This window comes from Actinoplanes sp. NPDC051633 (genome assembly GCF_040681735.1).
Taxonomy (GTDB): Bacteria; Actinomycetota; Actinomycetes; order Mycobacteriales; family Micromonosporaceae; genus Actinoplanes.
Genome location: NZ_JBFAZH010001438.1, coordinates 1 through 1,740, shown reverse-complemented (window position 1 = coordinate 1,740; position 1,740 = coordinate 1). Strand labels below are relative to the sequence as shown.

The window sequence follows — 1,740 nt, the reverse complement described above, 5'->3', positions numbered from 1 at the left end:
CCTTGCCGACGGCCAGGAACCGGTAGGTGCCCGGCACGACGGTGAAGGTCTCCGGCAGCGGCGTCGCCGGGTCGGTGTCGGCGATCGGCGTGGCGCCGGCCTCGTAGTCGCCGACGTAGAGCCGCACCGGCTTGCCGTTGCCGGCGCCGGCCGGGCGGAAGGTCAGCTCCACGTTCTCCGCGTACGGGGACGCGAAGCTCGGCACCGGGTCGACGTCCGACGGGCCGGTGACCGACGCGCCGGCGCCCATGCCGCGGCCGGCGAACGAGTTCCACAGCAGATCGGCGTTGGCGCCGTCGAACCGCAGCGCGTCCGCGGTGATCATGTTGTCGCGCATGTCCAGCATGCTGATCTGTCCGGTGGCCGCCAGCAGGAACGAGTCGAACACCAGCTGCGCCCAGCGCCGGTTGCCCGGGCACTCGGTCGCCGGGGTCTGCCCGTTCGCGCAGCTCTCCTGCAGCGCCCGGGTGCCGGCGCCGTAGCGGGCGATGAAGTTGCGCCGGATGTCGAAGTTCGTGGCGCTCCAGATCTCGCCGTCGGCGTGCACGGCGGGCCCGCGGTCGTACCCGAAGTCCGAGTAGTTCAGCGCGCTGTTGCTCATGTCGTAGTTGCGGATGCCGGTGGCCACGTCACCGGTGACGTACGCGCCGGTCACGTAGGGCGTGTTGCCGCGCGGCACGTAGCCGGACTCGAACAGGTACTCCATCGCCAGCAGATCGGACCAACTCTCCCCCATCGAGCCGCCCTGCTGCGAGCTGATGCCCGCGTCCGGCCCGGCGATCATCCGGTTGCTGATCGCGTGGGTGTACTCGTGCCCGATGACGGTCATGTCGAAGTCGCCGTCCACGCACGGCGGGTACGCCCCGCCGGCCTGCGGCTGCCACATGTACATGTTGGTCACCGGGGTCATGCCGTCCGGCGGCGTCGCCTGGTTGGCGTTGTTGCGCGTGGTCTGCGTGTTGGCGCCCTGCTGGGCATTGCCCCGCTCGGCGTCCGCGCCCTTGCCGTACGGGCCGGTGTTGGTCTTCTGCAGGTTCCACGTCGCCTCGGTGAAGCCGAGGTGGTACGACCAGTCGTGCATGCGGTTGTGCATCGCGAACAGGTTCGCGGTGGCCGCGTCGACGTCGGCCTGCTGCGGCGACGCCAGCGACGCGGGGTCGCACTTGGTGGCGTTCCACTGGTTGGTGAAGGGGTACGTGTACTCACGCGCCGGGCTCGGCGTGGCCGGCACCTGCGGCGACGTGGCGTCCCAGAACCGCACCGTGTCGGCCGAGTTGCCGCGGGTGGTGGTGCTGCTGACGCCGGTGTCCGGGTCGATGTCCCACGCCTTGCCGGTCGCCGGGTCGAGCACCACTCGCTGGCACTCGGGAGCGGCGGCGGCGCACCAGGTCTGCCGCGTGTCGGCGCCCGTGGTGGGGGTGCTGGGGAAGACCTTCCAGTGCGGGTTGTCCTCGGCGAAGTTCACCAGGTTCTCGCGGACCAGCACCGCACCGGTGCGCGCGTCCACGAAGGTGGTGTAGCCGTGCTCCGCGTTCGCGGCGACCAGCACGACCTCGTACGCGGTGCGCGCGGTCGCGCCCGGCATCGGCACGGCCACCTTGCGGACCCGGTGCTGGGCGAGGTCCTTGCGGGTCAGGTTCGCGTCCCTGAGGGCGGCGGTGACCGCCTCGGCCGCGGTGCGGGTGGCCGGCTCGGGTGCGGCCACCTCCGGGCTGAGCGTCGAGCTGACCGAGAGCACGT

General features: G+C 71.5%; 1 protein-coding gene. It reads right to left on the bottom strand.

Features of this window, described 5'->3' with window-relative positions; genetic code table 11:
• Positions 1-1,740 (bottom strand): M36 family metallopeptidase (locus AB0M20_RS41840; RefSeq protein WP_364306913.1); only part of this gene is annotated, 1,740 nt, incomplete at both ends.